This window comes from Bradyrhizobium genosp. A (genome assembly GCF_049949275.1).
GTDB lineage: Bacteria > Pseudomonadota > Alphaproteobacteria > Rhizobiales > Xanthobacteraceae > Bradyrhizobium.
This window is the reverse complement of the sequence record NZ_CP188196.1, coordinates 4204073-4226513: the sequence shown is the minus strand read 5'-3', so window position 1 is coordinate 4226513 and position 22441 is coordinate 4204073. Positions and strand designations below refer to the sequence as shown.

The window sequence follows — 22441 nt, the reverse complement described above, 5'->3', positions numbered from 1 at the left end:
CGACCAGCCGGCTATGTCCCGTTATAAATGATTAAGATCACGTCAATTTTTCGTCCGGACGCGTCCGCCGGGACCGGCCTAGCGGGCCGGCTCGATCACATTGCAATTGCTCCGCCCCGACATCAGGCAGTCCTGCATCTTGCTGGCGGCCGTGAGGTCACGGGCGAGCCACAGCCCGACACCGAGGATGACAGCGGCAATGATCAGCCCCGCGATCGCACCGCGGCGGCTGTCGCCGGATTGGGGTTTTGGCGGCGCGCTGGGCTTGTCGGCAGGATCAGGCTTGGACTCAGGCTTGGACATGGAGACCTTGTCGCTCGGTGAGGCCCTTTATCACCTCTGCGACGTCGCGTCACATCCCGCTCAGTCCGTCGCCGCTCAGCCCCTGGTCGGCTTCAGCGCCTCCTTGCGCGAGGTCTCGACCGCCGGGATCGCCTGCTGCGCACGCGGCGCGCAGCTCGTCAGGATAAACGCCGTCTGGGTACACTCCCAAGCGGCTCCCAAAACGGCGCTTTCGAAGGGTTGCGGGCGGGCAGCCAACAGCACCGCACCTGCTACCGCTGCTGCGGCAAATGTGATTGCAAGGGCCTTCAGGCTCAGCCGGAAAAAGATCATGCCCGTGCTCCGTATCGGGGCGGACGCTAGGCGCCGCCGCTGGGTGCCCTTATGAGGGACATCACAATTCGGCAGTTTTTCCGGGCTACGAAGGATCTGCTGGTCCAGCGATTTTCGTTGACCTGATCGGCTGCGATTATGGGTGGCTTCGCGACGCGGGGCGATGTACACGCTTCTGCGTCGCGTGGCGCCTGCTTGTGCCCAGCCGACGTACCAACAGACGCTGATGTAGGACCGAAAGCGAGGAAGACAAGGCTCGTCGATGAGTGGATTCAGGGAACCCGGCTTTACAGACCGGCAAAAGGCAGCGCAGGAAGCCCGCAAAAACCTTTTGAACAAATTCAAGTCGCAGCCGGGACCTGACGATCCTGCTGTGCTGGCGAAGCGTGCCGAGCGTGAAGCGCTCGCGGCCAAGCGCGCCGAGGCAAAGGCTTCGCGCGAGGCTGAAAAGGCCGAGCTGAAGCGCCGCGAGGAAGAAGCCGCAGCGCTCGAGGCCGCGCGGATTGCGCATGAGGCTGAGGAAGCAGCCGAAAAGGCGGCGGCGCTCGAGGCTGAGCAGAAGGCCAAGCGCGACGCCCGTTACGCCGCTCGCAAGGCCAAGCGGAAGTAGCATTCAACTAAATTTGACCTGAAGCACATGTGCTTCAGGTCAAATCATCACGGCACCGACCGGGTCAGCGCGAAAGCTCGCCCGGACAACCGGCGTATGGCCGAAATCTCGAATGCCGGGCGCGCCTCGTTGCAGCACCCGGCATCATGGCATGAGATCAGTTCTTCTTCATCCCGTCGTCTTTCTTCATCCCGTCCTTCGACATCGTGTCTTTCTTCATGCCGTCGTCCTTGGACATGGCGTCCTTGGACATGGCGTCCTTGGACATGGCGTCCTTCTTCATGCCGTCCTTGGACATCGTGTCCTTCTTCATCATGCCGTCGTCCTTGCCCATCTTGTCCTGAGCAAAAGCGGCCGGCGACAGCGCCAGGCCAAGCGAGAGAGCGGCGGCCGAGACGCCGAGCACGATGCGGGTGCGAATGGTCATGAGAAATATTCCCTTCGAGATGGTGTTTGTCAGCGACGGGTGCCGCTACTCAATCTCGACGGATCGACGCGCACGCTTGTTACGCGACGTTGCGAACTTTTTTCGGAAGTGACCGGGCGCCCTGCGCGATCGTCCTGACGAACAGCGTTAACGACCGGAACAGTCGAAGCTTACGTGTGCAGCGCAGCAAGGCCGACACTTGCCGCGGCATTCCGTCTCAAACTATCAGATGAGAGAAGTTGGGGTCGAAGACCGGCTAGGATGGGCCTCGGCGCCGGTCTCATGACCCACAGCGATCACGTCAAACAAGAACCGTTCAAAGAACCGTCCAAGGGGATACTCCATGTTCACGCGCCGCCATCTGCTCGCGACTGCCGTCGCTGCACCCGCCATTCTCCGCTTCGGCATCGGCACCGCGCACGCCGCGACAACGCTGAAGATCTCGCACCAATTCCCCGGCGGCACCATCGACAAGGGCGATTTCCGCGACCGGCTCTGCCGCATGTTCGCCGCCGAAGTCAGTAAGCGCAGCAACGGCGACATCGCCGCCGAGATCTACCCGAACTCCTCGCTGATCAAGACCAACGCGCAGTTCTCCGCGATGCGCAAGGGCGCGCTCGACATCTCGCTGTATCCGATGCCCTATGCCGGCGGCGAATTGCCCGAGACCAATATCGGCCTGATGCCCGGTCTCGTCACCACCTACGACCAGGGCATGCGCTGGAAGAAGGAGCCGGTCGGCAAGGCGCTGACCGACTTCCTCGCCGACAAGGGCATCATTCTCTTGAGCTGGGTATGGCAGGCCGGCGGCGTCGCCAGCCGCTCCAAGCCGATCGTGTCGCCGGAAGATGCCAAGGGCATGAAAGTGCGCGGCGGCTCGCGCGAGATGGACATGGTGCTGCAGACCGCCGGCGCCTCGGTGCTGTCGGTGCCTTCGAACGAGATCTACGCGGCGATGCAGACCGGCGCCTGCGACGCCGGCATCACCTCCTCCACCAGCCTGATCTCGTTCCGCCTCGAAGAGGTCGCGAAGTCGCTGACGTCGGGCGCCGGCACGTCCTACTGGTTCATGCTCGAGCCGCTGATGATGTCGAAGGCGATCTTCGACAAGCTGCCGAAGAACCAGCAGGACATTCTGGTCGCCGTCGGCGAGGAGCTCGAAGCCCTCGGCCGCAAGGGTGCGCAAGATGACGACGTCGAGGTCGCCAAGGTCTACGAAAAGGCCGGCGCAAAAGTCTCGGCGCTCGATGCCGCGACGGTCGGCAAATGGCGCGACATCGCCCGCGACACCGCGTGGAAGGATTACGGCGCCAAGACCGCGACCGCTGCGAACCTGCTCAAGCTCGCCTCCGACGTCGCTGCATGAGCCACGGTCCGCTTCTGGATCGTGACGACACGGCGAATGCCGCCGCAAGGACCGGCCTTGCGGCAGCACTCGATCGCGGCCTCGCCATCCTCAACCGCATCATCGTCGTGTTTGCCGCGCTGGCGCTGGTCGCCGCTTGCGCCATCCTGAGCCACAGCGTGCTGAGCCGCGCGCTGTTCAAGGCCGCCAATTACTGGCAGGACGAGGCCGCCGTGTTCCTGCTGGTCGGCGCCACCTTCATGACGGCGGCCTATGTGCAGCAGAACCGCGGCCATATCGGCATCGAGGCCTTCGTTGGCCTGCTGTCGCCGCTGGCGAACAGGATCCGGCTCTGGATCGTCGACGCCGTGACGTTCCTGTTCTGCGTCTTCTTCGCCTGGAAGTCGTGGACGCTGGCCCATGAGGCCTATGTCGACGGTCAGGTCTCGAACTCGATGTGGTCGCCGCCGCTCGCGATTCCGTATTCACTGATGGCGCTTGGCATGAGCCTGCTCTGCGTCCAGATCCTCGTCCAGCTGGCGCTGCCGTTCGCGGGAGCCAGGCGACCATGAGCGTTTTCGGTATCGGTATCGCTTACGGGGTCGCGACGCTGCTCGTGATGTTTTCGGGCATGCCGATTGCATTCGCGCTCGGCGCGGTCGCGGTCGTGTTCATGGGCATCTACATGCCCGCGGCATCGCTGGATACGGTGACGCAGAATGTCTACGAGGAGATGGCCTCGATCACGCTGCTGTCGATCCCGCTCTTCATTCTGAAGGGTGCCGCGATCGGCAAGTCACGCGCCGGCCAGGATCTCTATTCGGCGCTGCACGCCTGGCTGCATCGCGTGCCCGGCGGCCTCGGTGTTGCCAACGTCTTCGCCTGCGCGCTGTTCGCGGCAATGGCGGGCTCCTCGCCCGCGACCTGCTCGGCGATCGGCTCGGCCGGCATCCCCGAGATGCGCAAGCGCGGCTATTCCGGCGGCTTCGCGGCCGGCATCATCGCCGCAGGCGGCACACTCGGCATCCTGCTGCCGCCCTCGATCACCATGATCCTGTTCGCGGTCGCGGCGGAAAAGTCGCTGGGACGGTTGTTCCTCGCCGGCATCGGCCCCGGCCTGCTGCTGGTCTCGCTGTTCGGCAGCTATGCCGTGATCCGCTTCCGCCGGGAATATGCGGCAGCCGAGGCCGTCTACAAGAACGGCGGTCCCGAAGCGGCCATCCTCGCCCGCGACGAGTATACGCTCGCCGAGCGCTTCAGCGTGCTGCCGCGCGTGATTCCCTTCGTGCTGCTGCTTACCGGCGTCATGGCGGCGCTCTATGGCGGCTATGCCACGCCGTCGGAAACGGCCGGCCTCGGCGGCCTGCTGGCACTGGGGCTGATCGCGGCGATCTACGGCGTATGGCGGCCGAGCGACCTTGCGCCCATCATGAAATCGACGATCCGGGAATCGACCATGCTGATGATGATCATCGGCATGTCGCTGCTCTATTCCTACGTGATGAGCTATCTGCACATCTCGCAATCCGCCGCCGAATCCGTCGTTGCGATGCATCTGCCGCGCTGGGGGCTGCTGTTCGCGATCCTCGTCATGGTGGTCGTGCTCGGCTTCTTCCTGCCGCCGGTCTCCATTATTCTGATGACCGCACCGATCATCCTGCCGCCGCTGCGCGCCGCGAATTTCGACATCATCTGGTTCGGCGTGGTCATGACCATCGTGATGGAGATGGGGCTGATCCATCCCCCCGTCGGCCTCAACATCTTCGTCATCCGCAACGTCGCGCCGGACATTTCGCTGAGCGAGGTGATCTGGGGCACGCTGCCCTTCGTGCTGCTGATGATGGGCGCCGTGCTGCTGCTGTGCCTCGTGCCGGAGATCTCGACCTGGCTGCCGGACCTTGTGATGGGACTGGACGGGAGCAGGTAGCGGCGTAACAGGTGCCGTAGGGTGGGCAAAGCGAAGCGTGCCCACCAACTGCGAATGAGATTGCGGAGAGATGGTGGGCACGGCGCTATGCGCCTTTGCCCACCCTACGAAGTGCGCCTCATCTTCGCATTCAGCGCGGACGCCACGCGGCTCACCGGCGGCTTGCCCAGTACACCGCTCATCGCGTTCGTCGCCGCCAGCAGCTTCTCCATGTCGATCCCGGTCCTGACGCCCATGCCTTCGAGCATGTAGACGACATCCTCCGTCGCGACATTGCCGGTGGCGCCCGGCGCGTAGGGGCATCCGCCCAATCCGCCGGCGGCAGCGTCGATGACGCGGACGCCCTCCTCCAGGCCGGCATAGAGATTGGCCAGCGCCTGGCCATAGGTGTCGTGGAAATGCATCGCGAGCTTTGCGGCGGGAATGTTGGCGGCCACTGCGCGCAGCATCTCCTTGGCCTTGGCTGGCGTGCCGACGCCGATGGTGTCGCCGAGCGAGATCTCGTAGCAGCCGAGCTCCCACAGCGTGGTCGCGAGATCGGCAACCGCCTTCGGCTTGATCTCGCCATCAAAGGGACAGCCGAGCACGCAGGAGATATAGCCGCGCACCTTGACGCCGTCGGATTTGGCGCGCGCCAGCACCGGCTTGAACCGCTCGATGGACTCCGCGACCGTGCAATTGATGTTGGCGCGGGAAAAGCCCTCGGAGGCCGCGGCAAACACGGAGACCACCTTTGCGCCGGCGGCGCGCGCCGCGTCATAGCCCTTTTCGTTCGGCACCAGCACGTGCAATTCGGCGCCCTGAACGCGGCTCACGCCGCGCAGCACCGCATCCGAGCTCGCCATCTGCGGGATCGCCTTGGGCGAGACGAAGGCGCCGACCTCGACCGTGTCGAGGCCGGCTCCGACCAGCGCCTCGATGAAGGCGATGCGCGCCTCGACGCTGACCGGCGTCTTCTCGTTCTGGAGGCCGTCGCGCGGCCCCATCTCGACGATGCGGACGGGATCGCTCATGTCACTCCCCCGACGGTTCGACCACGGCAAGCTCGACGCCCTCCTGGACGATATCGCCGACCCTGCATTTGATGGATTTGAGCACGCCGGCATAGGGCGCGCGCAGCGTCTGCTCCATCTTCATCACTTCCAGCGTGAGGATCGGTGCGCCCTTTTCGAGCTTGGCGCCCTCCTCGGCGAGGACGGCGACGACCGTGCCCGGCAAGGGTGCTGCGATCTTGTCCGCGCCGGTCTGCTCCTCAGTCTCGCCGCCGAACGGATCGACCCAGTGCAGGTCGAACCGGCCGTTGCGCGTGCGCAGGTACAGCTCATGGCCGTCGATCACGGCCGCGACGGAGGATTTCACGCCGTCGAGCGTCAGGTCGAAGCCGCCAGCCTTCGGCGCAACCGTGAACGCCAGCTCGCGCTCGCCGATCACCAGCGTCGATGGCCCGCTGCCATAGTTGAGTGTGATCTTCTGCTCGGGTCCATGCCCGACGCGGAACGCAAAGCTGCGCTGACGACGGCCGACCGGCATCCAGCCAAGGGTCTGCCACGGCGAATTCGCGCCCGCTTGCGATGCCTGCCGCTCGTCATTGACGATCGCGGCGACCGCGGCGCACAGCTCGAGCTCACCGGGCGCCGGCATCGCCGATGTCAGGATCGCCAACTCACGCTCGATAAAACCGGTGTCGATCGCATTCGCCCGCACCTTCGGATGCGTGATCAGGGCCGACAGGAACGGGATATTGGTGACGATGCCGCGGACGTCGGAGTCTTCCAGCCCTCGGTTGAGCCGGTCGATCGCGACGTCGCGCGTCGGCGCCCACGCGATCATCTTTGCGAGCATGGCGTCGTAGTACGGCGAGACCGTATCGCCCTCGCGATAGCCGGCGTCGATACGCAGGCCACCCGTCTCCGCGGGCAGCCGCCAGGTCGAGATATTGCCGACTGACGGCATGAAGTTCTTGGTCGGGTTTTCGGCATAGACGCGCGCTTCAACAGCGTGGCCGTTGAGTTCGATCTCGTCCTGCTTCAACGGCAGCGCCTCGCCGAACGCGACGCGGAGCTGCCATTCGACGAGGTCGATGCCGGTGATCAGCTCGGTCACGGGATGCTCGACCTGGAGACGGGTGTTCATCTCGATGAAGAACACGTCCTTGCCGTCGGAGACGAACTCGATCGTGCCAGCGCCGACATAGTTCACTGCGCCCGCCGCCTTGCGTGCCGCGGCACAGACGGTCTCGCGCTGGGCGGCATTGAGCGTCGGCGACGGCGCCTCCTCGATCACCTTCTGGTGCCGGCGCTGCAAGGTGCATTCGCGCTCGAACAACGAGATCAGATTGCCGTGGCTGTCGCCGATGATCTGCACTTCGATGTGGCGGGGATTGTCGACATATTTCTCGATCAGCATGCGGTCGTCGCCGAATGCCGCCTTGGCCTCGCGCTTGGCGCTGACGATCGCAGGCGCAAGCTCGGCCGCCGAGCGGACGATGCGCATGCCGCGGCCGCCGCCGCCGGCTGAGGCCTTCACCAGGATCGGAAAGCCGATCTTGTCAGCCGCCTTCGACAGCGTGGCGTCATCCTGGGCCTCGCCGTGATAGCCGGGCACCAGCGGCACGCCCGCCTTCTCCATCAGCGCTTTCGAGCCGGACTTCGAGCCCATCGCGGTCATCATCCCGGCGGTCGGGCCGACGAAGACGAGGCCGGCATCGAAGCAGGCCTGCGCGAATTCGGCATTCTCGGACAGGAAACCGTAACCGGGGTGCACAGCCTCGGCGCCGGTCTTGCGTGCCGCTTCGATCAACCGCTCGACGTTGAGATAGCTGTCGCGGGCGCGCGCCGGCCCGAGCAGCACGGCCTCGTCCGCGAGCGCGACATGCATCGCATCGCGGTCTGCCTCGGAATAGACCGCGACCGTGCGCAGGCCCATGGCGCGGGCGGTGCGGATGACGCGGGCTGCGATCTCGCCGCGGTTGGCGATCAGGAGCGTGCGAAAACGGCGGTAGAGCTTTGAGCGGTCCATCGCATCACATCCTGAACAGGCCGAATTTCGTCGGCTCGATCGGCGCATTCGACGCCGCCGAGAGGCCGAGGCCGAGCACGAGGCGGGTGTCGACGGGATCGATCACGCCGTCGTCCCACAGACGCGCGGTCGCGTAGTACGGATGCCCCTGGCTCTCATATTGCGCGCGGATAGGCTCGCGGAATTTATCTTCCTCTTCCTTCGACCAGCTATCGCCCTTGGCCTCGATGTTGTCGCGGCGGACCTGGCTCAGCACCATCGAGGCCTGCTCGCCACCCATCACCGAGATGCGCGCGTTCGGCCACATCCAGAGGAAGCGCGGCGCGTAGGCGCGGCCGCACATGCCGTAATTGCCGGCGCCGTAGGAGCCGCCGATCACCACCGTGAATTTCGGTACCGAGGCGGTCGCAACCGCGGTCACCAGCTTGGCACCATCGCGCGCGATGCCGCCCGCCTCGTATTTCTTGCCGACCATGAAGCCGGTGATGTTCTGCAGGAACACCAAGGGAATGCCGCGCTGGCAGCACAGCTCGATGAAATGCGCGCCCTTCAGCGAGCTCTCGCTGAACAGGATGCCGTTGTTGGCGATGATGCCGACCGGATAGCCCCAGATATGCGCGAAGCCGCACACCAGCGTCGTACCATAAAGTTTTTTGAACTCGTCGAACTCGGAGCCATCCACCACGCGCGCAATGATGTCGCGTACATCGAACGGCTTGCGGCCGTCGACCGGCACCACGCCGTAAATCTCCTCGGCCGCGAACAACGGATTGCGCGGCGGATGCATGTTGAGGTTCGGCCGCACCGATGGTTTCAGCGTGCCGACGATGCGCCGGGCAATGCCGATCGCGTGCGCATCGTTCTGGGCGTAGTGATCGGTCACGCCCGACTGCCGCGAATGCACGTCGGCGCCGCCGAGCTCTTCCGCGCTCACGACCTCGCCGGTCGCGGCCTTCACCAACGGCGGCCCACCGAGGAAGATGGTGCCTTGATTGCGCACGATGATGCTCTCGTCCGACATCGCCGGCACATAGGCGCCACCCGCGGTGCAGGAGCCCATCACGATTGCGATCTGCGGGATGCCTTGCGAGGACATCTGCGCCTGGTTGTAGAAGATGCGGCCGAAATGGCGCTCGTCGGGAAAGATCTCGTCCTGGAGCGGCAGGAAGGCGCCGCCGGAATCGACCATGTAGACGCAGGGAAGATTATTCTGCCGCGCGATGTCCTGCGCGCGCAGATGCTTCTTCACGGTCATCGGGTAGTAGGTGCCGCCCTTGATGGTGGCATCGTTGGCGACGATCACGCATTCGCGGTCCGCGATGCGCCCGACGCCGGTGACGATGCTCGCCGAATGCACGTCGCCGCCATAGAGGCCATGGGCCGCCAGCGGCGACAGCTCCAGGAACGACGTCCCGGGATCGACCAGCAGGTCGACGCGTTCGCGCGCCAGCATCTTGCCGCGTGCGGTGTGGCGGTTGCGTGAGACTTCGCCACCGCCGCCGGCGACCTCGCTGAGTTTTTCGCGCAAATCGGCGACGAGCACGCGCATGGCGTCCGCATTGCGCGCAAAATCGGATGACGACGGATCGATGCTGGAATGGAGCGGCATATGGTCCCGCGTTTCCTATGACCTGGTTGCGTGGAGGGTTTAAGCCGTTTCCGCCATCAGCTCACGTCCGATCAGCATGCGGCGCACCTCGGAGGTGCCCGCGCCGATCTCGTAGAGCTTGGCGTCGCGCCAGAGCCGGCCGACCGGAAACTCGGATGTATAGCCGACGCCGCCCAGCGCCTGGATCGCCTCGCCCGCCATCCACGTTGCCTTCTCCGCGGAATAGAGGATCGCAGCCGCGGCGTCCTTGCGTAAGCTGCGCGCATGGTTGGCGCGGTCGCAGGCTTTTCCCACGGCGTAGACATAGGCGCGGGTGGCCTGCCAGGTCGAATACATGTCGGCGAGCTTGCCCTGCATCAGCTGGAAGTCGCCGATCGGCTGGCCGAACTGCTTGCGCTCGTGCATGTAGGGCACCACCGCGTCCATGCAGGCCGCCATGATGCCGAGCGGGCCGCCGGAGAGCACCGCGCGCTCATAGTCGAGGCCTGACATCAGCACCTTGACGCCCTCGCCCACATTGCCGAGCACATTCTCCTCCGGTACCTCGCATTCGTCGAAGAACAGCGGATAGGTGTTGGAGCCGCGCATGCCGAGCTTGTCCAGATGCTGGCCGTGGGTGAAGCCCTTAAAACCCTTGTCGATCAGAAAGGCGGTCATGCCACGCGGGCCGGCCTCGGGATCGGTCTTGGCGTAGACGACCAGCACGTCGGCATCGCCGCCATTGGTGATCCACATCTTTGAGCCGTTGAGCACGTAGCGATCGCTGCGCTTGTCGGCGCGCAGCTTCATCGAGACCACGTCGGAGCCGGCGCCGGGCTCGGACATCGCGAGCGCGCCGACATACTCGCCGGAAATCAGCTTCGGCAGATAGCGCTGGCGCTGCGCGTCGGTGCCGTTGCGGCGGATCTGGTTGACGCAGAGGTTGGAGTGGGCGCCGTAGGAGAGCCCGATCGCGGCCGAGCCGCGCGAAATCTCCTCCATGGCGACGACATGGGCGAGATAGCCCATGTTGGAGCCGCCATATTGCTCCGGCGCGGTCATGCCGAGCAGGCCGAGGTCACCAAAGCGCTTCCAGAGGTCGGCGGGGAACAGGTTGGCCTTCTCGACCTCGGCAGCGCGCGGGGCGACCTCCGCCTCGACAAAGGCGCGCACGGTGTCGCGCAGCATGCTGATGTCTTCGCCCAGATCGAAGTCGATGCTCGGGATGTTCAAGGCGATTCCTCCGTAGTCTTGCCGATGTCTTGTCCGTCCCGAACCTACCCCCGCCCGGGCGCCGTGGCGGTCGAAAAGGTTGCATTTTCCGCCAAGTTTGGCGAGGATTTTCCAAAGGACTTTCGATGCCTTTTCAGGCCGCAACCGCCACGCCCCGCCGTGCCATGACCCCCGCCGCCTTTGTCCGCGGCGTGGTCGCGGCCTATGCCCGCTATGGGCGGGATCCGGCCGAGGCGCTGAGCAAGGGGCAGATCGTCACGGACGTCGTCGGATCGAGCGACGGGCGTGTGACGGCGGCGCAGTTCGAGGCGCTGGCGGGCCACGCCATGCGCGAGCTCGACGACGAGGCGCTCGGCTGGTTCTCGCGGAAGCTGCCTTGGGGCACCTATGGCATGCTGTGTCGCGCTTCGATCACCGCCCCGACACTCGAAGTCGCGCTAAAACGCTGGTGCCGGCATCATCGCCTGCTGACTGAGGACGTGCTGTTCGAGCTCTCGGTCGCCGAGGAGAGCGCGACCATCTCCATCCGCGAGCAGCGCGAGCTCGGCGTATTGCGCGAGTTCTGCCTCGTCACCCTGCTCCGTTATGTGCTCAGCTTCTCCTGCTGGGCGGTCGATTCCGCGATCGCGCTGCGCGCGGCGGAATTCCCCTATGCCGAGCCCGGCCACGTCTCCGTCTATCCGACGATCTTCTGCAAGACCGTCCGCTTCGGCGCGGACCGCGCCAGCATCGTCTTTGACGGGCATTATCTCTCGCTGCCGCTCACCCGCAGCGCGGCCGATCTCGACAGCATGCTCAAGGGCGCGTTGCGACTGACTGTGCTGCCCTATCGGCCCTATCGCCGCGACCGGCTCCTGGTCGAGCGTGTCAGGCGCGTGCTCCGCGAGGCGCGCGGACGCATTCTCGGCGCGGAGGATGTCGCCAGCGAGCTTGCGCTCTCCACCCGCACCATGCACCGGCGGCTCCGCGAGGAAGCCACCTCGCTGCGCGACCTCAAGGAGGAAGCAAAGCTCGAGCTTGCCAAGCAGGAGCTGATGCGCGGCCGCACGTCGATCAAGCGGATCGCGGAGATCGCCGGCTTCCGCAACGAAAAGAGTTTTTCGAGGGCTTTCCGCAGCTGGACCGGCGCCAGCCCGCGCGAGTTTCGCGGCAGGTATCGCTGAAGCTTTCTGTCGAACGGTTGAATTGTGTCTGGCGAGACACAGGTTGTACCAAACTGCGTCATACCGCCACAGGACGCGTTGCCAGTTCCTACCAGCGGAACTAGCGTCGGGCCAGGCAGCATGTCCAAAGATTTTCAAAATGGCGTGCTGCAGCGACCGCGTTTTGGGTCGGGGCGTGTCATGAAGTTGGTGGCGTACCGCCTCGGCGAGGCGGCAGCCGGTTTGACCGGTCGCGGTTCGCGTCACATTTGGTCTGTTATTGCCGACCGGCGGGGTGCTAAATCAGGCATCCGCCCTATCGCACAGGTCATTATTCTTCTTACGATCTTTTTCCTGCCGACATCTGACGGTGCGATCGCCCAATCGCTCGATATTCCGTTGAACCTCGTCCAGTACGGCGCCGGTTTGGGTCCCAATCTGATCGTCAACATTGGCATCAACGGTCAGGCGCCTCGGCCCTATCTCTTCGACACCGGCTCTCCGGATTTTGTCGCGCTGTACGATCCGACGGCGTTCGGCAGCGTCCCCTCGAGCCAGAATGGCAGGCCGCAGAACCAGACCATCAGCTACAACGATGGCACGGTCTATACGTACAACGTGGTCGCGTCCCCATCGTTCACCTTCTATGCATCGCCCACGTCGACGACGGGCGGTGTGACGCTCAACGCGATCTCGCCGTCAGGCGCTTCGTCGAACTTCCTGATGGGGGCGATCACGAGCTATCAAAACGTCACCTTTCCGGAGGGACGGCTGACAGGTGTCTTCGGCGGCGATTACGGGATTTTCGGCGCTGGCAATTTCATCGGCGTCGGACCGGGCAGCGTCCTGGGCCAGTCCGTCCTGCCGTCAACGACCGCGGGCTATGTGGTTGCAGCCAACGGTCAGCCTCTGAGTGCTCTGAACTCCGGACCTGGACTTCGACAGTACGATACCTCTCCCAACGGACCAAAGGACTACCAGGGACAAGGCGTCACCTCTTGCAGTCCTTGCGTGATGCTTGGTCTCACGCCTGCCCTGATCGCGCAATTCATGCCCGTCAACGAGATCCAGACTCCTGCCGTGGGGAGATTCCCGAACTCTCGAACAGTAGGGACGTATCAATATCCGTTCACGTTGCCGATCTCGGCAACCGGACCGGGAGGGACGACGACGAGCGTGGTGTCGTCTACTCTGCTCGATACGGGAACGACGCTCGACATCCTGTCCAACCAGATTCCCACGGCGCGATACCGGAATGGCGGCACGTTGACGGTTTCGGGATCGGCAAGCGGCGCCACACCGAGCACCGTCGCTCTGCTCTCAAACACGGCCGCCGCGAATTGCTGCAATCCGTATTACGCCGTTCAGTCGAGTGACAACAGCACCATCCTCGGCCTTGGCTTTTTCCTGACGAATTCTGTGCTGTACAATCTGGCGGGTCAGCTCGTCGGCTACACGCCCAACTTCGTGACCGATGCCAACATATCGACCACGCCCGCGTCAACCCTGATCATTGACGATCATTCGGTGCCGCTCGGACTTGCAGGCATCATTTCCGGCGACGGCCCCTTTCAGATCCTGAGCAACGGCTCGGCCACGCTCAGCGGCACCAACACTTACACCGGCGCGACCGTAGTCAATAACGGCTTCCTGGCGCTGGTCGGTCCGGGCAGCATCTCATTGTCGAGCGGCGTCAGCGTCTCGAATGGCGGAGTCTTCGATATCTCCGGCGTCGGCAATAGTGCTCCAACCGCCGCTTACATCACCTCGCTTCTCAGCATGGACAGGACTGGATTTGTCCTGCTCGGCGCCAACCAGTTGGTCCTCACCAACGCCAACGGCACGTTTGGCGGAATGATCGCAGATGGCGGCTCGTATGGCGGCATCGGCGGCCAACTTGTCCTCGCAGGCGGCCGTGAGACGCTGAGCGGCGTAAACACCTATACCGGCCCGACCTATGTCGACGCTGGCACGCTGACCATCACCGGATCAATCGTTTCGGCGGTGTTCGTCAATTCCGGCGGCGTTTTGTCGGGCAGAGGCGTGGTGGGTGCGACCACGATCAATGCCGGCGGCTTGCTTGCTCCGGCCAATCCCGGCAGCGCGCTGACGGTGCAGGGAAGTCTCGCATTCGCAACCGCAGGCGCCTATCTCGTCGAGATCAATGCGGGCGTCGCAGATCGCGTCAACGTCAATGGGCCGGCTACGCTCGGCGGCAACCTTATCGTGGCGTTGGTCGGCGCGACGATCGTCAAGCAGCCCTATCTGATCCTCAACGCCACCGGCGGCATCGCCGGCACCTTCGCCGGCATCAACAATCTTCCCGCAGGCCTGCAGGGGTCGGCGGCCTACGACGCCAACAACCTCGTGCTGTCCCTGTCGCTGAACTACAACGCGCTCGGCAATCTCAACGCCAATCAGAAGAATGTCGGCAATGCGCTCAGCCAATTCTTCAACGCCAGCGGCAGCATTCCCGTGAGCTATGTCGGGCTGTCGCCGGCAGCGCTGTCGCAGATCGCGGGCGAGGCCGCGACCGGATCACAGCAGATGACGTTCCAGGCGATGAGCCAGTTCATCAATACGCTGCTCGATCCGTTCATGGGCGGTCGCGAGACGACGCCAGCCGCGAGCCCGACGACAGGGTATGCGGAGGGCGGCAGCGCCAGCGCCTATGCCTCGTCCAACGCGACACGATCCGAGCGCGAGCGCGCCGCCTACGCAGCCGTCTTCACCAAGGCATCGCTGCGTCAGGCCTATGATCCGCACTGGAGCGTCTGGGCGTCCGGCTTCGGCGGCTCGCAGACCACGGACGGCAACGCTGCTGCGGGATCGAATGCCGCCACCAGCCGCATCTTCGGCATGGCCGCGGGCGCCGACTATCTGCTGTCGCCGCGCACCATTACCGGCTTCGCGCTGTCAGGCGGCGGCACCAATTTCTCGGTGGCCAATTCCGGGACCGGCCGCTCCGATCTGTTCCAGGCCGGCGCCTATGTCAGGCACACATCTGGCGCTGCCTATGTCGCCGGCGCGCTCGCCTATGGCTGGCAGGAAGTCACCACCGACCGGATGGCAATGGCCGAAAGACTGCATGCCGAGTTCAACGCCAATGCATTGTCCGGGCGGATCGAGGGCGGCTATCGCGTCGCAATCAGATGGGCGGGTGTTACGCCCTACGCGGCCGGACAGTTCACGACCTTTTGGCTACCCGCCTACGCGGAAACACCGGTGTTCGGTAATGGCGCGTTCGCGCTGGCCTATGGCGCTCAGACCGCAACCGATGTGCGCACGGAATTCGGCGTGCGCGCGGATCGCTCCTTTGCGCTCATGACTGGCCTACTGACGCTGCGCGGACGGCTGGCCTGGGCGCATGATTTCAACCCCGACCGCAACATCGCCGCGACCTTCCAGGCGCTGCCGGGCGCCTCCTTCATCGTCAACGGCGCCGCGCAGGCGAGCGAGTCCGCACTGACGACCGCGTCTGCCGAAATGACATGGCGCAACGGCTGGTCGGCCCTCGTCACCTTCGAAGGCGAATTCTCGCACGTCACCGCAAGCTACGCCGGCAAGGGCGCGGTGCGCTACGCCTGGTAGATCTGTCGGCTCTCCAGGTTTTCTGTGAGCCCCGCGCGGCCCTATCCTGCCGGCGCGACGGCGATCTCCTGCAACGGCAGCGGCACGTCCTTCGCGACACCCAGCACTGGAAAGCTGCGCACGTTCTTCACATCAGGCATGGCAGCAAAATGCAGCAGCTGCTGGCGCATGCTCTCCACGCTCGGCGCGACGCATTTCAGGAGATAGTCGGTGTCGCCCGAAATGCGCCAGCACTGCTGGATGCGCGGGATCGCGGCGATCGATGCCTCGAAGGCCTCCAGCACCGGCTGGGCCTGGCTGCCGAGCTGGATCGAGACGAACGAAACCACCTCATAGCCGAGCAATCGCTCGTCGATAACGGCGCGCACCGCGCGGATCACGCCACGGCTGAACAGCGATTTGAGCCGCCGCAGGCAGTTCGGCGCGGACACGCCGACGCGCAGCGCCAGCTCGTTGTTGCGAACCCGCCCGTCCTGCTGCAGCTCGGATAAGATCTTCAGATCGACGCCGTCGAGCTGGTCACGCCCGGCCATCCCCCACCTCGTCATGGTCCCGTCATGCGGACCAGCGAAGCACGCGGCGGAATGGGTGCCAAGGGCTCCAGGGACGGCCGAGGCGAAGCCCCTTCAGTGCGTCCAGGGCTCGCCGCGGCGGAAGGAGAAATTGTCGGCATAGGCGACCTGCCGGTGCAGCGATTCCTTCGGCTCGATCACCTGGTAGGCGATGCCCTTGCGCTCGCAATAGGCGACTGCCTCGTCCTTGGTGTGGAAGTGTAGCGTGATCTGCTGCTTCATGTCGCCGGACGAGGTCCAGCCCATCAGCGGCTCGACCGCGCGCGGCTGCTCCGGCTCGTAATCGAGCTGCCATTCCTTGGTCTTGGACCGGCCAGATTGCATCGCGTTCTTGGCGGGCTTGAAAATGCGTGCGGTCATTGGCGGTCCGGCCTCTTCGTCTTTCGTTCGATTTTAACGCGTCACGGTAGCGATTGGTGGAAACCGCGGGCATAGTATAGAGACACCTTTCGGGAACTGATCGGTGATTCCGGGCCCCGGGTCGTCACCGACGGGTATAGTCATTATGCTGCACTGTGACAATTGCGTACCCGCCGTCCGCCCGGGAATCCCGCCCGGCGGCCCTGCATCGCCGACATCCGCCTATCTGTCCCCTTCGAAAGCTCCCGTCGCATGGCCTTCCTGAACATCAACGCCACGCTCCCCGAGAAGGGCCGTGACCTCAGGCTCGACCTGTTTCGCGGCGTCGCCAACTGGGCGATCTTCCTCGACCACATCCCCGACAACATCGTGAACTGGATCACGACGCGCAACTACGGCTTTTCCGACGCCGCCGACCTGTTCGTCTTCATCTCCGGCTATACGGCGACGTTCGTCTATGCCCGCATGATGCTGGAGCGCGGCTTCATCGTCGGCGCCACCCGCCTGACCAAGCGGGTCTGGCAGCTCTACGTCGCCCACATCATCCTGTTCGTGATCTACATCGCCTCGATCAGCTATCTGGCGCTGCGCTTCGGCGATTCCGAGATGATCAACGAGTTCAACGTCGCAGGCCTGGTCGACAATGCCACCGAGACGCTGCGCCAGGGCCTGTTCCTGCGCTTCAAGCCGCTCAATCTCGACGTGCTGCCGCTCTACATCGTGCTGATGGGCCTGTTTCCGCCGGTGCTGTGGTTCATGCTGCGCAAGCCCGATCTGACGATGGTGCTCTCCATCATCCTGTGGCTGACCGCGCGTCATTTCGGCTTGAACCTGAACGCCTATCCGGCCGGCCAGTGGTACTTCAACCCCTATTGCTGGCAGGTGCTGTTCGTGTTCGGCGCCTGGTGCGCGATGGGCGGCGCACGTCGCTCGGGCGGGCTGATCAACTCACCGATCACGATATGGCTTTGCTTCGCCTATCTGGCGTTCGCACTGATCATGACCATGGCCGGACGCTTCCCGACCCTCGGCGGCATGTTCCCGGAATGGCTGTTCTCGACGTTCAATCCGAACGACAAGACCAACCTCGCGCCCTACCGCTTCATCCACTTCGTCGTGATCGTGATCCTGGTGATCCGCTTCGTGCCGAAGGAATGGCCGGGCCTGGAGTGGAAGATCTTCGATCCGGTGATCGTCTGCGGCCAGCAATCACTCGCGGTGTTCTGCGTCGGCGTATTCCTGTCCTTCGTCGGCCATTTCGAGCTGTCGATGAGCTCGGGCTCGGTCTTCGCGCAGCTGTTCGTCTCCATCGCGGGCATCGCGATCATGACGACGGTTGCCTACTACATCTCCTGGTCGAAGCGGCAGGACAAGCCGCTGAAGCCACCGCCGGCAAAGCCCACGGCGACCCCGGCGGCAAAGGCCGCCTGAGACTCGTGGCAGCGGCGGTTCAGGCCGCCGCCTCGTCGTCGTATTGGGTGAACTTCTTGTAGATCCAGTCGCGGCCGTCGTGACGACGCCAGACCTTGCCGTAGACGAGCTGCCCGTTGATCGAGCGGCGCGGCACGATCACGGTCCACAGGTGCCAGATCTCGGCCCAGTTCGACCGTTGGCGGGATGTTTTGGAGGTGAGATCGAAAGTCATGGCGGACAACTCGCGCAAAACGAAACGCCGCGACGAATGTGATCTCGTGTGAGCCGCTGAGGGGCCTCGTCGCGTGCCGGGACCAGTTTGATATCAGTCGCCAAAACGGCGGCAACGACGGCCCGTGCTTAACCTAACCGATCAACCTTACTTGCCGGCAGGCCGCCGCCTTGCCGGTTGAAACGCCTGCCTATCTTTCCTACGATGCATGCGCAATTTGAGAATGAGTGCGCCGTTCCGAACAGCGCGCTGGGTTGATTTCAAGCTCGGACTGAATTTTTCAAACGATGGACTGCAGGTCGATGATTGTGAATTTGCAATTTGCACATTTGTATCTGGCGATGGTTTCGTCGCCGCCGACACTGGTTGCCAGGACACCTCACCACAAGGCGCTCCATGACAAGCCGCCCCACGACAGGTCGACGAGGGCTGCCAACGACAATTATCCGGTCTGGCCGCTGATCCCGTTTCCGGCGGGCTGGTACGCCTCGGGCTGACCTCTAAAAAGCGCAACGCCGCGCAAGCGGAATATCATCGCTTGGCGGCGTCCGTTTAGGCATTGGGCGCTGAAATCCCCCAACACTGTTATGTCTACGGCGACGGCCAAAGGTTCGATGAAAGCTTTGGCCGTTAATCCACTTAATTTCTTATAGAAATCGCGCAGAAATCGTGCGGCGGAAAGAACAAGTGCTGAGGGTTCGCCGTCGCGTCCGGCCCTCCCTTCGGGCCTGCCTGGACTTGACCTTGGACCGTGCCTTTGTACCCGGTACCCGCGGCGCAGGACCGTTCAGATGCCGCTGGCGGCAGCAGACGCACCGTTGGAGCTCAGCGCGCCCTGAGAATTATAGGTTTGTCCCGGCTGGCTGCCGCCCTGGCTCGCCTGGGAGCTGGCTGAAGAGGTCTGCACCTCGGTGGTCCCGTCGGAATAGGTGATCGTCGTCGTCGTGATCCCGTTTTGGGTGGTCGAGACCTCGCTGACGACCGTCTTGGACGAGCTGCTGCCGCCGCCCGATCCCGAGCTGCTGCCCGCCGATTGCGAGGACGAGGTCGACGATGTCGCTGACGTCGACGAGGTCGCGGACGCGGACGATGTCGACGACGTTGACGACGTGGATGATGACGAACTCGCGGCGCTCGACGGGGTCGCCGTTACCGCGGCAGTGGAAGATGCAATCGCGCTGATCGACATGAAAACCTCACCTGAAGGGACCGCGGGCACAGCACCGAATGCGCGCCCTGCTCTCCCCTTCAACGCGACGGACGCGCGAAGCAGGCGCACCGCCAGCAAAAATCATCATCGCGGCGCGTATTTCTCCAGCAAACATCAGAAACCATTCGCCCCGCCACGGGTTGCAGCTTCTTCCCGCTTGTCCGGGGACGCCGCGAACGGGTCTGATCAGCTCCCGCTTGCCGTTAACGGACAGTCATCCCGTCTCACGTCCATGTGAGTTGGAGCGGGCCGGTGAATTTTCGCGAGCGAACGAAGACCAATGAACAGCAGGCCGTTGGCCAAGGGGACGCAGTGAGCCAAGTTGATACGACCGAGAAACTGTCCGAGGCAGAAGAGCCCAGGACGTCGCTGTTTGCAGCGTGCGGGCTCGGGATCGCTGCGATCGCGATGGTGGGCTGGACCTGCACGCTGGGCTGGCTGGCCTGGCGCCTGGCCGACTGGCTGCTGTCCTGACGGACTGAAACGCCGCGGCCTGGACGCAAATTCACAGTCGTACGGATTAAAGTAGCGCGTCGGAATCACAGGGAAATGTTTCGGAGATTCAACCCCGGGACTGGTCGGGGCAGCTGGATTCGAACCAACGACCTGCAGTACCCAAAACTGCCGCGCTACCAGGCTGCGCTATACCCCGAATGTCCAGCGAGCCACGTCGATACACGCTTCCCCAGGCGCCAGCAAGTCTACTGAGCGCTGGCAAGCGTCCAGGCCGCCGGCCAGGCAAGCCGGGGCCGCGCCTGGGACCTATTTGCTGCCGAACAGGGGGTGGCCAACGCGGTCGCCGGGGCGGATGCCGTATTTCTGCGCTGTTCCCGCCACCACCTCGAGGACGGCGCGGGCGGGACCTCCCGACGAAATGATCCTGGTCGAGAGCGGCTCGGTATTCTCGGCGATGCGCAGGATGCGGCCGTCGGCACGAATGAAGATCATGTCGAGCGGGACATAGGTGTTCTTCATCCACATCGAGACTTCCTGCTCGGGATTGAAGTCGAACAACATGCCTTTGCCGTCCGCCAATTCCTTGCGGTACATCAGCCCGGTCTGCTTCTCCTCGTCCGTGGTCGCCATCTCCACCGAGAAGACCTGCACGCCGCTCTTGGTGACGATCTCGAGCGGCTGGAAGCTGGCCGCGCGAACGGACCCGCTTGCGACGGCAAAGCCGACAGCGACGAGGATGGCGGCAAGCCAGCCCCGGGCGACGGACCGGGCGGCCTTTCGATCAAAGCTCATGGAAATGGACTCATTGGCCTGACGGCTGGGACTGGGCCTGATGGCGTGGGACTGCGACATCCTTACGCGGCGATCATGACAAAAGCCAGAAGCGCGCGACCCCGCGGCCGCGCGCTTCTGCTCACGAATACGAAAATGGCAAGCCGCTAATGCGACTGGAGACCCGGCGAGCCGGTCTCGGGATGGATCTCGGCGGCCATCATGCCCTTGGAGCCCGGCCCGAAGCGGACCAGCACATACTGGCCCGGCCGCAGCTCGGTCATGCCGAAGCGGCGCAGCGTCTCCATGTGCACGAAGATGTCGGGGGTGCCCTCGCCGCAGGTCAGGAAGCCGAAGCCACGCAGCCGATTGAACCATTTGACCTGGGCCCGCTCGAGCCCGCTGGTCGCGGTCACCGTGACATGGGTGCGCGGCGGCAGCATCTGCGCGGGATGGATCGCGGTCGACTCGTCCATCGAGACGACGCGGAAGGCCTGATAGCCCTTGGCGCGCTGGATGCACTCGACGACAATCCGGGCGCCCTCGTACGCAGTCTGGAAGCCGTCGCGCCTAAGCACGGTAACGTGCAGGAGCACGTCGGGCCATCCATTGTCGGGAACGATGAAGCCGTAGCCCTTTGAGGCGTCGAACCATTTGATGACGCCATGGACCTCGACGAGGTTGGCGCTCCCCTCACCTAGTCCGCTGAAGGGACTGAGCGCGCTATCGCGACCGGCGCCGTGCTCGCCCGGCGCGGGAACTCCCAGCTTCTTGGACTCAAATCCGTCCGACGACCCCATAACCCCGGACCCCACACATGCCATGCAACCCGCCTCAATGGCGGTGTCGAATCACGCGTCTTTAGAGAACCTTCAGAGAATCTTCTCGATCGACGCGACGCGAATCTTTCGAATCAAAAGATAACACTCCCGGTTGCGAGGCATAGACAAAAAAGAGATTCGCCGGAACCTATGAACAGCTTGCACAGGCGCGAATCAAATTGATGCCTCAATTCCCGACAAAGGGCCCGAGTGCTTCGCCGATGTCGTGATGGATGACGAGGTCGGCGATGTCGTCCTGCTCGGTCGACTCACGATTGATGATCACCAAACGTGCACCGGCGTTCTTCGCCATCATCGGAAAGCCCGCCGCCGGCCATACCACGAGCGAGGAACCGATCGCGATGAAGAGATCGCAGGCCTGCGACAGCTCGGTCGCGCGTTGCATTTCATCCTCGGGCATCGCCTGACCGAATGAGATCGTTGCGGTTTTGACAGGCTCGTCGCATGCGGTGCAGTTGGGCGCAGCGCCGTCCTGGTCGAAGGTGCGCTTCACCCAGTCGAGCTGATAAGCCTGCCCACATCCGATGCAGCGCGCGTAAGTGGTATTTCCGTGAAGTTCAATCACGCGGTCGGCGGCGAAGCCCGAGGCCTGGTGCAGATTGTCGATGTTCTGGGTGATCACCGCGGGAATCTTGCCGGCGCGATGCAGCGACGCGAGCGCGCGATGGCCGCGGCCGGGTTTCGCTGCGGCGAACACCTCCTCCATCGCAAAACGTCGGCGCCAGGATTCGTCGCGCGCCTGTTGGCTCGCGACGAACTCGTCGAAGGGGATCGGACGGTTGCGCGTCCAAATTCCACCCGGCGAGCGGAAGTCGGGGATGCCGCATTCGGTCGAGATGCCGGCGCCGGTGAACGGCACGATGATTTTGGCGTTCGCGATCATGTCGCCGAGCCGTTCGACACCGCTCTGAAGGTCCGATGCAATCACTCGCCGCCTCCCGATTTGCTGTCGCGCTAGCTGCATCATCTGCAAGCGACAAGATTGTTGACGCTGTTATCCACTGCCGCGCAAGTCGTGAGTGGCGATGGGGCGGCAATTTCTTCCGACCTTCGCTTATCACAATCCTGCAATGCCTCCTCCCCATTGAC

General features: G+C 63.9%; 23 protein-coding genes and 1 tRNA gene. 10 read left to right on the top strand and 14 right to left on the bottom strand.

Annotated elements, in window-relative coordinates:
* Positions 1-78: 78 nt before the first annotated feature.
* Both ACP2YP_RS19630 and ACP2YP_RS19625 read right to left on the bottom strand, forming a co-directional pair.
* Positions 79-303 (bottom strand): hypothetical protein, encoded by a 225-nt coding sequence (locus ACP2YP_RS19630; protein WP_426418021.1) that lies wholly within the window; start codon positions 301-303, stop codon positions 79-81.
* Positions 304-378: 75 nt separating this feature from the next.
* Positions 379-615: a hypothetical protein gene (locus ACP2YP_RS19625; RefSeq protein WP_426418020.1), complete on the bottom strand. Its 237-nt coding sequence runs from the start codon at positions 613-615 to the stop codon at positions 379-381.
* A 262-nt stretch (positions 616-877) separates the two neighbouring features.
* Between ACP2YP_RS19625 and ACP2YP_RS19620 the strand changes: the two genes are divergently transcribed.
* Entirely contained in the window at positions 878-1225 is a 348-nt protein-coding gene (locus ACP2YP_RS19620) for a DUF6481 family protein (protein WP_426418019.1), read from the top strand.
* Between the two features lie 157 nt (positions 1226-1382).
* Here the strand turns inward: ACP2YP_RS19620 and ACP2YP_RS19615 are convergent, their stop codons facing one another.
* Positions 1383-1652, bottom strand: a complete 270-nt coding sequence (locus ACP2YP_RS19615) for a pentapeptide MXKDX repeat protein (RefSeq protein WP_426418018.1) — start codon at positions 1650-1652, stop codon at positions 1383-1385.
* Between the two features lie 343 nt (positions 1653-1995).
* Between ACP2YP_RS19615 and dctP the strand changes: the two genes are divergently transcribed.
* From dctP to ACP2YP_RS19600, 3 genes are read left to right on the top strand one after another with little or no spacing between them, the layout of a single operon-like run.
* Positions 1996-3018 (top strand): TRAP transporter substrate-binding protein DctP, encoded by a 1023-nt coding sequence (dctP, locus tag ACP2YP_RS19610; protein WP_426418017.1) that lies wholly within the window; start codon positions 1996-1998, stop codon positions 3016-3018.
* Positions 3015-3569, top strand: coding sequence for a TRAP transporter small permease (locus ACP2YP_RS19605; protein ID WP_426418016.1), 555 nt, complete (start codon positions 3015-3017; stop codon positions 3567-3569). Before dctP ends, ACP2YP_RS19605 begins: the two co-directional genes overlap by 4 nt.
* The gene (locus ACP2YP_RS19600) at positions 3566-4924 is read left to right on the top strand and encodes a TRAP transporter large permease (RefSeq protein ID WP_426418015.1); all 1359 of its coding nucleotides are present in this window, start codon (positions 3566-3568) and stop codon (positions 4922-4924) included. Before ACP2YP_RS19605 ends, ACP2YP_RS19600 begins: the two co-directional genes overlap by 4 nt.
* A 104-nt stretch (positions 4925-5028) precedes the next feature.
* Here the strand turns inward: ACP2YP_RS19600 and ACP2YP_RS19595 are convergent, their stop codons facing one another.
* Genes ACP2YP_RS19595 through ACP2YP_RS19580 form a run of 4 tightly spaced genes read right to left on the bottom strand, consistent with a single transcriptional unit; the run spans position 5029 to position 10718 of the window.
* Positions 5029-5937 carry a hydroxymethylglutaryl-CoA lyase gene (locus ACP2YP_RS19595; RefSeq protein ID WP_426418014.1) on the bottom strand — a complete coding sequence of 303 codons (909 nt, stop codon included), beginning with the start codon at positions 5935-5937 and terminating at the stop codon, positions 5029-5031.
* 1 nt (position 5938) lies between these two features.
* Complete coding sequence (locus tag ACP2YP_RS19590) at positions 5939-7942, bottom strand: acetyl/propionyl/methylcrotonyl-CoA carboxylase subunit alpha (RefSeq protein ID WP_426418013.1); 2004 nt, start codon at positions 7940-7942, stop codon at positions 5939-5941.
* A gap of 4 nt (positions 7943-7946) precedes the next feature.
* Entirely contained in the window at positions 7947-9551 is a 1605-nt protein-coding gene (locus ACP2YP_RS19585; RefSeq protein ID WP_426418012.1) for a carboxyl transferase domain-containing protein, read from the bottom strand.
* A 39-nt stretch (positions 9552-9590) separates the two neighbouring features.
* On the bottom strand, positions 9591-10718 hold the full coding sequence (locus ACP2YP_RS19580; RefSeq protein WP_426426202.1) for an isovaleryl-CoA dehydrogenase: 1128 nt from the start codon (positions 10716-10718) through the stop codon (positions 9591-9593).
* 170 nt (positions 10719-10888) lie between these two features.
* Between ACP2YP_RS19580 and ACP2YP_RS19575 the strand changes: the two genes are divergently transcribed.
* Complete coding sequence (locus ACP2YP_RS19575) at positions 10889-11926, top strand: AraC family transcriptional regulator (protein WP_426418011.1); 1038 nt, start codon at positions 10889-10891, stop codon at positions 11924-11926.
* A gap of 180 nt (positions 11927-12106) precedes the next feature.
* Complete coding sequence (locus tag ACP2YP_RS19570; RefSeq protein WP_426418010.1) at positions 12107-15496, top strand: autotransporter domain-containing protein; 3390 nt, start codon at positions 12107-12109, stop codon at positions 15494-15496.
* 41 nt (positions 15497-15537) lie between these two features.
* Here the strand turns inward: ACP2YP_RS19570 and ACP2YP_RS19565 are convergent, their stop codons facing one another.
* Together ACP2YP_RS19565 and ACP2YP_RS19560 are read right to left on the bottom strand one after the other, a co-directional pair.
* Complete coding sequence (locus ACP2YP_RS19565; RefSeq protein ID WP_426418009.1) at positions 15538-16029, bottom strand: Lrp/AsnC family transcriptional regulator; 492 nt, start codon at positions 16027-16029, stop codon at positions 15538-15540.
* 93 nt (positions 16030-16122) lie between these two features.
* Entirely contained in the window at positions 16123-16428 is a 306-nt protein-coding gene (locus tag ACP2YP_RS19560; protein WP_045007229.1) for an ETC complex I subunit, read from the bottom strand.
* Between the two features lie 252 nt (positions 16429-16680).
* Here ACP2YP_RS19560 and ACP2YP_RS19555 point away from each other — a divergent pair, with 252 nt between their 5' ends.
* Positions 16681-17859, top strand: coding sequence for an OpgC domain-containing protein (locus ACP2YP_RS19555; protein WP_426418008.1), 1179 nt, complete (start codon positions 16681-16683; stop codon positions 17857-17859).
* 19 nt (positions 17860-17878) lie between these two features.
* On the opposite strand, the gene ACP2YP_RS19550 is transcribed toward ACP2YP_RS19555, so the two are convergent.
* Positions 17879-18073 (bottom strand): hypothetical protein, encoded by a 195-nt coding sequence (locus ACP2YP_RS19550; RefSeq protein ID WP_426418007.1) that lies wholly within the window; start codon positions 18071-18073, stop codon positions 17879-17881.
* 302 nt (positions 18074-18375) lie between these two features.
* Between ACP2YP_RS19550 and ACP2YP_RS19545 the strand changes: the two genes are divergently transcribed.
* The 3 genes from ACP2YP_RS19545 to ACP2YP_RS19535 all read left to right on the top strand — a co-directional run bounded on the left by ACP2YP_RS19545 (position 18376) and on the right by ACP2YP_RS19535 (position 19757).
* Positions 18376-18570, top strand: a complete 195-nt coding sequence (locus ACP2YP_RS19545) for a hypothetical protein (protein ID WP_426418006.1) — start codon at positions 18376-18378, stop codon at positions 18568-18570.
* A gap of 432 nt (positions 18571-19002) precedes the next feature.
* Positions 19003-19521, top strand: coding sequence for a hypothetical protein (locus tag ACP2YP_RS19540; RefSeq protein WP_426418005.1), 519 nt, complete (start codon positions 19003-19005; stop codon positions 19519-19521).
* A gap of 14 nt (positions 19522-19535) precedes the next feature.
* Positions 19536-19757 carry an RNA-binding protein gene (locus ACP2YP_RS19535; protein ID WP_426418004.1) on the top strand — a complete coding sequence of 74 codons (222 nt, stop codon included), beginning with the start codon at positions 19536-19538 and terminating at the stop codon, positions 19755-19757.
* A gap of 101 nt (positions 19758-19858) precedes the next feature.
* Here the strand turns inward: ACP2YP_RS19535 and ACP2YP_RS19530 are convergent.
* The 4 genes from ACP2YP_RS19530 to ACP2YP_RS19515 all read right to left on the bottom strand — a co-directional run bounded on the left by ACP2YP_RS19530 (position 19859) and on the right by ACP2YP_RS19515 (position 22280).
* Positions 19859-19935 (bottom strand) — tRNA-Pro (locus ACP2YP_RS19530).
* 110 nt (positions 19936-20045) lie between these two features.
* Positions 20046-20531: a DUF192 domain-containing protein gene (locus ACP2YP_RS19525; protein WP_426418003.1), complete on the bottom strand. Its 486-nt coding sequence runs from the start codon at positions 20529-20531 to the stop codon at positions 20046-20048.
* A 146-nt stretch (positions 20532-20677) separates the two neighbouring features.
* Positions 20678-21310, bottom strand: a complete 633-nt coding sequence (locus ACP2YP_RS19520) for a cold-shock protein (RefSeq protein WP_426418002.1) — start codon at positions 21308-21310, stop codon at positions 20678-20680.
* Positions 21311-21518: 208 nt separating this feature from the next.
* Positions 21519-22280: an SIR2 family NAD-dependent protein deacylase gene (locus ACP2YP_RS19515; protein ID WP_426418001.1), complete on the bottom strand. Its 762-nt coding sequence runs from the start codon at positions 22278-22280 to the stop codon at positions 21519-21521.
* Positions 22281-22441: the final 161 nt, after the last annotated feature.

Excerpts from the sequence above, each read along its gene's own strand:
- ACP2YP_RS19630 (WP_426418021.1), bottom strand. The coding sequence starts at position 303 with ATGTCCAAGCCTGAGTCCAAGCCTGATCCTGCCGACAAGCCCAGCGCG.
- ACP2YP_RS19625 (WP_426418020.1), bottom strand. The coding sequence starts at position 615 with ATGATCTTTTTCCGGCTGAGCCTGAAGGCCCTTGCAATCACATTTGCC.
- ACP2YP_RS19620 (WP_426418019.1), top strand. The coding sequence starts at position 878 with ATGAGTGGATTCAGGGAACCCGGCTTTACAGACCGGCAAAAGGCAGCG.
- ACP2YP_RS19615 (WP_426418018.1), bottom strand. The coding sequence starts at position 1,652 with ATGACCATTCGCACCCGCATCGTGCTCGGCGTCTCGGCCGCCGCTCTC.
- dctP (WP_426418017.1), top strand. The coding sequence starts at position 1,996 with ATGTTCACGCGCCGCCATCTGCTCGCGACTGCCGTCGCTGCACCCGCC.
- ACP2YP_RS19605 (WP_426418016.1), top strand. The coding sequence starts at position 3,015 with ATGAGCCACGGTCCGCTTCTGGATCGTGACGACACGGCGAATGCCGCC.
- ACP2YP_RS19600 (WP_426418015.1), top strand. The coding sequence starts at position 3,566 with ATGAGCGTTTTCGGTATCGGTATCGCTTACGGGGTCGCGACGCTGCTC.
- ACP2YP_RS19595 (WP_426418014.1), bottom strand. The coding sequence starts at position 5,937 with ATGAGCGATCCCGTCCGCATCGTCGAGATGGGGCCGCGCGACGGCCTC.
- ACP2YP_RS19590 (WP_426418013.1), bottom strand. The coding sequence starts at position 7,942 with ATGGACCGCTCAAAGCTCTACCGCCGTTTTCGCACGCTCCTGATCGCC.
- ACP2YP_RS19585 (WP_426418012.1), bottom strand. The coding sequence starts at position 9,551 with ATGCCGCTCCATTCCAGCATCGATCCGTCGTCATCCGATTTTGCGCGC.
- ACP2YP_RS19580 (WP_426426202.1), bottom strand. The coding sequence starts at position 10,718 with ATGCTGCGCGACACCGTGCGCGCCTTTGTCGAGGCGGAGGTCGCCCCG.
- ACP2YP_RS19575 (WP_426418011.1), top strand. The coding sequence starts at position 10,889 with ATGCCTTTTCAGGCCGCAACCGCCACGCCCCGCCGTGCCATGACCCCC.
- ACP2YP_RS19570 (WP_426418010.1), top strand. The coding sequence starts at position 12,107 with ATGAAGTTGGTGGCGTACCGCCTCGGCGAGGCGGCAGCCGGTTTGACC.
- ACP2YP_RS19565 (WP_426418009.1), bottom strand. The coding sequence starts at position 16,029 with ATGGCCGGGCGTGACCAGCTCGACGGCGTCGATCTGAAGATCTTATCC.
- ACP2YP_RS19560 (WP_045007229.1), bottom strand. The coding sequence starts at position 16,428 with ATGACCGCACGCATTTTCAAGCCCGCCAAGAACGCGATGCAATCTGGC.
- ACP2YP_RS19555 (WP_426418008.1), top strand. The coding sequence starts at position 16,681 with ATGGCCTTCCTGAACATCAACGCCACGCTCCCCGAGAAGGGCCGTGAC.
- ACP2YP_RS19550 (WP_426418007.1), bottom strand. The coding sequence starts at position 18,073 with ATGACTTTCGATCTCACCTCCAAAACATCCCGCCAACGGTCGAACTGG.
- ACP2YP_RS19545 (WP_426418006.1), top strand. The coding sequence starts at position 18,376 with ATGATTGTGAATTTGCAATTTGCACATTTGTATCTGGCGATGGTTTCG.
- ACP2YP_RS19525 (WP_426418003.1), bottom strand. The coding sequence starts at position 20,531 with ATGAGCTTTGATCGAAAGGCCGCCCGGTCCGTCGCCCGGGGCTGGCTT.
- ACP2YP_RS19520 (WP_426418002.1), bottom strand. The coding sequence starts at position 21,310 with ATGGGGTCGTCGGACGGATTTGAGTCCAAGAAGCTGGGAGTTCCCGCG.